Genomic DNA, 6,219 nt, shown 5'->3' on the forward strand with positions numbered 1-6,219 from the left:
TGCTCCTTCCCACCCCCTCAAGGAGGCACCCCATGCCTGCTGGACTGTCCATCCACGTCGGACTCAACAAGGTCGACCCCGACCGCTACGAAGGCTGGGACGGCGAGCTCGTGGCCTGTGAGAACGACGCCCGTGACATGGCCGCCCTCGCCCGGTCCGCCGGCTTCGACGACACCGTCCTGATGACCGCCGACGGTACCGTCGACCAGTTCACCGCGGCGCTGCGGCAGGCCGCCGCCAAGCTGACGGCCGACGACATCCTGCTCCTCACCTACTCCGGTCACGGCGGGCAGGTCCCCGACGTCACCGGCTCCGACGACGAACCCGACGCCCTCGACGAGACCCTCGTCCTCTACGACCGCCAGTTCCTCGACGACGAGCTGCACCGCGAGTTCCAGGGCTTCGCCGACGGAGTCCGCGTCCTCACCCTCCTCGACTGCTGCCACAGCGGCACCTCGATCGAACTCCCCGGCACGGCCGCCTCCGACCCGGGCGTCCGGCTCATGCCCGTCCACCGGCAGCAGCAGATCCTCGAGCGGGACCGCGCCTTCTTCGAGGACCTGCAGCGCTCCCTGGAGAAGAGCGCCCCACCGGCGGACCAGGACGCGGGACCGGGCGTGGTCCTCATCTCGGCCTGCCAGGACAACCAGGTCGCCTCCGACGGCCCGGTCAACGGCGCCTTCACCGGCGCGCTCCTGGAGGTCTGGGACGGCGGCGCCTTCCGCGGCGGCCACCGCGCGTTCCACCGGGCGATCCAGCGGCGCCTGCCACCCGCCCAGAGCCCCAACCTCCACACGACCGGCAGCCCTTCGCCCGCGTTCCTGCGGCAGCGGCCGTTCACCGTGTGACCGGCGTCGGCTGGTGTCCCACGGATCCCGCGGGGCGCCCCGAACCAGGCGGACCGGCCCTCAGCCCCTGAGCGCCGTCGCCAGCTGGGCGCGGGAACGGACGTCCAGCTTCTGGTAGATCCGGGTCAGCCGGGCCTCGACCGTCTTGACGCTCAGGTACAGCTTCGCCGCCGCCTCCTGGTTGCTCGCGCCCTGCCCCACGAGCCGGGCCAGGCGCAGCTCCGCCTCGGTGAGCGAGGACAGCGCGGGCAGGGCGTCCTCGCCGGGCTCGCCCGCCTTCGTCTCGCTCGTCAGCGCCAGCCAGGGGACCGCCCCCGCCCGCTCGAACACCGACGCCGCCGCCTGCAGCGCCCCCTGCGCCGCCGATCTGCGCCGCCGTCTGCGCTCCACGCGGGCCAGCGCGATCAGCGCCCGGCCCCGCTCCAGGGGCAGGCCGGCCTCGCCGAACCGGTCGGCCGTGACGGTCAGCAGGTCGGCCGCCTCGTCGGTCTTCCCGGCCGCCGCCAGCGACAGGGCGTACGCGCGGTCGCAGCCCAGCAGCACGGTCGTCCGGCCCAGCCGCTCCGCGACCGGGCGGACCTCGTCGAGCAGCGCCACGGCCTCGTCGGCCGCGTCGGTGGCCAGCAGCGCCTCGGCCAGCTCCTCGTGCCAGCGCAGCATCGAGGGGTCGACGGTCGACTGGGCCCGCTCGTCCGCCTGCACCCGGCGCAGCGTCTCCAGCGCCGAGGCGACGTCGCCGTTGACCAACTGGACCCGGCCCAGGGCGTAGAGGCTGCGGGAGAGGAAGACGCGGTCGCCCTCCTCCTCGGACGCCTGGACACTGCGCCGGGCGTAGCTGGCCGCCCGGCCGAAGCTGCCGCCCGCGGTCTCCGCGAGCGCGAGGGTGTACCAGGCGGGCCCGGGGGAGAGCCCGGCCTCCAAGGTCAGCGCGAGGGACCGTCCGGCGTGCGCCAGGGCGGACGCGCACGCGCCGATCCGGGACTCGACCGCGGACAGCGTGTGGTACAGCTCGATCCGGTCCTCCACCGACCCGCGTCTCTGCACCAGCGGCAGCAGCGCCTGGATCTGGTCGCGCGCGTCGGACAGCCGGTCGTCGAACAGGGCATGACGGATCGTCAGGATCTGGGCGGCGTTGCGGATGCCGAGCGGACGCTCGGCCAGCTCCAGGGCCCGCGCCTGGGCCAGGATCGACTCCGCGTCCGGGACCCCGAGCGCCCGGTCCATGCGGGCCTGCACGGTCAGGGCCTGGGTCGCCGTCCGCGGATCGCCCATCGAGGCGGCCAGCGCGGCGGATTCGACCGCCGCCGCCCGGGAGCGCAGCGGATCGCCGTCGGCCAGCACGTACTTGATGGCCAGTCGGAGCTGGACGGCGGCCCGGAGCGCGGTGTGGCCCTCGGAGTCCTCCATGGCGTGGACGTACATGTCGTCGAGTCCGGTGAGCCCCTGGCCCGCGGTGTCGAGTACGGCCAGCCGCGCGCGGACCCGGTCGGTGGGGGCCGCGTCCCTGGCCAGCAGGTCCGTCGCGGCGCGCATCGCGAGGTCGGCCCGGGCGGCGCGCGCGGCCTCCTCGGCGGCGTCGACCAGCCGGGAGATCCGCTGCGTGCCCTGCTGGACCGGGGTCGACTCGGCGGCGAGCAGGGCCAGTTCGGCGGCCAGAGCGCTGTTGCCGCGGCGCCGGGCCAGGTCGGCCGCCTGGGCGACCTCGGCGGCCAGCCTCTCGTCGGGGACGTCGGTGGCCAGCGCCCGGTGCCGGACGGCCTCCACGGGATCGTCCACCACCTCGGCGAGGGCGGCGTGACCGGCGCTGCGGTCGGCCCAGCAGGCGTCGTGGACGAGGGTCGAGGGAAGCAGCCCGGCGGTGAAGGTGACCGTGCCGTCCTCGGAGAGCGAGACGAGGTCGGCGCGCTCGGCCGCGGCGAGGTCGGCCTCCGCGTTGGGCCGACCCGCCCGGCGGATCAGCGTGGCGGAGGGCCGCAGCGCGAGCGCCGCGAGGAGCAGCGTCTCGCGGACCGCGTGCGGGGCGGCGCCGAGGAGCTGGCGGGCCAGGTCGCGGGCCCGGCCGGAGAGGGTGAGCGCCTCGGCGTGGTGCACGGGTGTGCGGGCGTCGGCGAGCGATCGGCCGACCGCCAGGGCGAGCCGCGGGTTGCCGCCGCTCGCCTTGTGGATGCGGCCGGCCATCCGGGAGGGCAGCCGGTGGTGGATGAGGAGTTCGGCGATCTCGTCGGCCTGCAGCGGCGGCACGAGCAGGATGTCGGCCTCCGAGGGCACCCACAGGTGGGTGTCGTACGTCTCCTCGGTGTCGTAGGCCTCCGGCGTCTCGACGGCGACGACACGGAGCGCGGGCGGCGCCAGGTGCAGGGCGAACCGGAGCAGATCGGCGCTGTCGGCGTCGATGTGCTGGACGCCGTCGACGACGAGGAGCGCGGGGCCCCGGGCGGTGAGCGTGCGCAGGATCTGTGCGATGCCGAGGCGCAGGGCGATCGGATCCCAGCCACCGTCCTGGAGCGGGGCCTCGCGGCAGAGCATGGCGACCGCGGTCCGCTGGGGACCGGGCAGGGCGTCGAAGATCCTGGACGCGGTGACGGCGAGCGGGCCGGACCCGGTGTACGCGGGAGGCTGGGCCGGGACGCCGTTCTGGCCGCCGTGTCCCTGGTGGGCGCCGCGGGCCTGGCCCGGGATCCCGGGGGAGCCGGGCGCGGCGCCGGGGTCGGCGGCGGGCCCGGGGTCGGCTCCGTGTCCGGATTCCGGACCCGCTTCGGCGGTGTCGTCCTCCGGTGCCCGGGCGGCGGTTCCCGGCCACGTCACGGTCGCCGCCACCGACGCCACGAGGGCGGCGGCGACCGCCCCGGGTATGTCGCGGTCGGAGGGGAGGGTCGAGAGCCACAGCACGGTCTCGCCGCGGGCTTCCGCCAGGGCGGCCTCGGCCAGGGCGACGTCGGTCTTGCCGACCCCCGCGGGTCCGGTGAGCAGGGCGCGGCCTCGCGACTGCACCACGCGCTCGAGACGGGCGAGCAGTTCCTCGCGGCCCACCGGCGCAGGGCGGTGCGGCGCAGTCGTCACGTGTCCACCACCCTCCGGTGCTCGGGGCGGCCCCGTGAGCCCCTGTGGCCCAGAGAATACGGAGAGTACGCGCGCAGTCCAGACTTGTTGTCCGGCATTCGGACAACGATTACGTGTCAACATGCCAGGACGCGCCCGTGGTGTAGACCACGGACGCGTCGCTGACCAGCAATAATGCTGTTGTGGGGGGTGGTTCAGGGGTGGATCAGAAGGTCAGGCTCCACGAGTCGATGTAGCCGGTGTCACCCGAGGCCACATCGCGGACCTGGAGCTTCCAGGTGCCGTTGGCCAGCTCGCTCGACGCGTCGACCGTGTAGGTGGTCAGGACGTTGTCGGCGCTGTCCGAGGAGGAGGACGCCTTCAGGTTGCGCACGGTGCCGTCGGGGGCGACCAGGTCGATGACCAGGTCACCTCGCCAGGTGTGCTTGATGTCCACGCCGACCTTGAGGGCGGCGGGGGCGTTGCCGGTGCGGCCGGTGACGGCGATCGAGGACGACACGGTGGTGTTGTCGGAGATCGTCACGTCCGTCGCGTTGGTGAAGACGGTGCCGGCCGGCGGCGTCGTGGTGACGGCGTCGACGGTCTTGGCCGTGTCGGCGATGCCGGTGCCGCAGCCGCCGGTGCAGGTGCCGGGCAGCGGACGCGCGTTGGTCTTGATCGCGGACTCGATCTCGGCCGGAGTCAGGGTGCTCTTGGCCGACTTGAGCAGCGCGGCGAGACCGGCGATGTGCGGCGCGGCCATCGAGGTGCCCTGGTAGGGCTTGTAGTTCTCGACCGACTGGGTCGTCGTGCCCGAGTTCAGCGAGGAGTAGATGCCGTTCTCGGGGGTGGTCACGGTGCCGGGAGTGTCGGTGGCGCGGCGGGTCTCGCCGCCCGGGGCCGCCACGTCCACGATGGTGCCGTAGTTCGAGTAGTACGAACGGTTGCCCTCGCGGCTGGTCGACGCCACGGTGATGACGTTGGAGCAGTTCGCGGGGGTGAATCCGGACGCGTTGGCGTTGCTGTTGCCCGCGGCGACGACGACGGTGGTACCGCGCGAGACGGCGCCGTTGATCGCGTTCTGGTAGACGCTCGGGCAGGTGGAGCTGGCGCCGCCCAGGCTCATGTTGATGACCTTGGCCGGGGTCGGGTTCGCCGGCACGCCCGGAACGGTGCCGCCGGACGCCCAGGTGATGGCGTCGGCGATGTCCGCCGAGGAGCCGCCGCACTTGCCGAGGACGCGCACGGGCTGGACCTTCGCGTTGTACGCGATGCCCGCGATGCCCTTGGAGTTGTGGGTGACCGCACCGATGGTGCCGGCCACGTGGGTGCCGTGCCAGGAGGAGTTGCTGGCCTTGGAGCCGGTGCCGCACTCGCCGTCCGTGGCGTTCCAGTCGCCCTCGTCCTTCGAGTCCGCGTCACGGCCGTTGCCGTCGCGGGCGTCGGCGGAGGTGGAGATGAAGTCGTACCCGGAGACGATGTTCGTCGCGAGGTCCGAGTGGGCGGCGTAGCCGGTGTCGATGACGGCGACGGTGACGCCCGTGCCGGTCGTCTTGTCCCAGGCCGGCGGAACGTTCATGCCGCCGGTGGCCTCGAAGAGGTCCCACTGCTTGGCGTAGTCCGTGTCGTTCGGGGTGACCGCCATCGCGTAGGCACGGATGTCGGGCTCCACCGAGGCGACCTGCGGGTCGGCGCGGAAGGCGGCCATGACCTCGGCCACGTCCTGCTTCGAGGCGCTGTCGCCCAGGTCGACCAGCGCGGCGCCGCCGGCGAGGCGCCGCTCGAAGGAGAGGGCCTCGCCGGTCTCGGTCGCCTTCGCCGCCGCGTCGCTCTTCGCGGCGGCGTTGGAACCGGCTTCGGCGGTCTTGGACTTGTAGGTGACGATGACCTTCTCGACCGGGGCGGTGGGAAGGGCGGTCATCGCCTGCGAAGCCGGGGCCGGCTTCGGGGTGGAGGCGACCGGAGCGGCGGCGAACGCCCCGGTGGATGTGGCAGCGGCGCCGATGATCGCGGCACTCGCGACCACGACGGATATGACTCTCCGCCTGGAACTGTTCAAGGTGTTCCCTTTCGAGCACGACGTAGGTGCGGAGCAGTGGCGGCGGCGCAGGAGCCTCGGGCGCGAAGTGGGGTCGCGGTCCGCTGCTCCCTGGGCTTGGGGGGCCCATGCGCCGCCACCGGCGCGACGGCCCGGGTCAAGGCCGTCCCCGGCAGATCCCACCCTCCGCATGCACCTGACAGGGCCTGAATGCACCTGAGGGGTGCGGTTCGGGGGATGGGATCTGCCGGTGCGGCAGACAGTAGGGAAAGCCGGGATGAACCCGATACGGGG

Annotated in this window: 3 protein-coding genes; 1 reads left to right on the forward strand and 2 read right to left on the reverse strand. The window is 73.6% G+C overall.

The window, feature by feature from the left end:
* The first annotated feature begins 32 nt into the window (after nt 1-32).
* Nucleotides 33-848 (forward strand): caspase family protein, encoded by an 816-nt coding sequence (locus tag EAO71_RS04030; RefSeq protein ID WP_147976383.1) that lies wholly within the window; start codon nt 33-35, stop codon nt 846-848.
* 60 nt (nt 849-908) lie between these two features.
* Here the strand turns inward: EAO71_RS04030 and EAO71_RS04035 are convergent, their stop codons facing one another.
* Together EAO71_RS04035 and EAO71_RS04040 are read right to left on the reverse strand one after the other, a co-directional pair.
* On the reverse strand, nt 909-3,908 hold the full coding sequence (locus EAO71_RS04035; protein WP_261991983.1) for a helix-turn-helix transcriptional regulator: 3,000 nt from the start codon (nt 3,906-3,908) through the stop codon (nt 909-911).
* A gap of 205 nt (nt 3,909-4,113) precedes the next feature.
* On the reverse strand, nt 4,114-5,808 hold the full coding sequence (locus EAO71_RS04040) for a S8 family serine peptidase (RefSeq protein ID WP_147976385.1): 1,695 nt from the start codon (nt 5,806-5,808) through the stop codon (nt 4,114-4,116).
* Nucleotides 5,809-6,219 lie beyond the last annotated feature (411 nt).

Source organism: Streptomyces sp. MS191, from assembly GCF_008042125.1.
GTDB lineage: Bacteria > Actinomycetota > Actinomycetes > Streptomycetales > Streptomycetaceae > Streptomyces.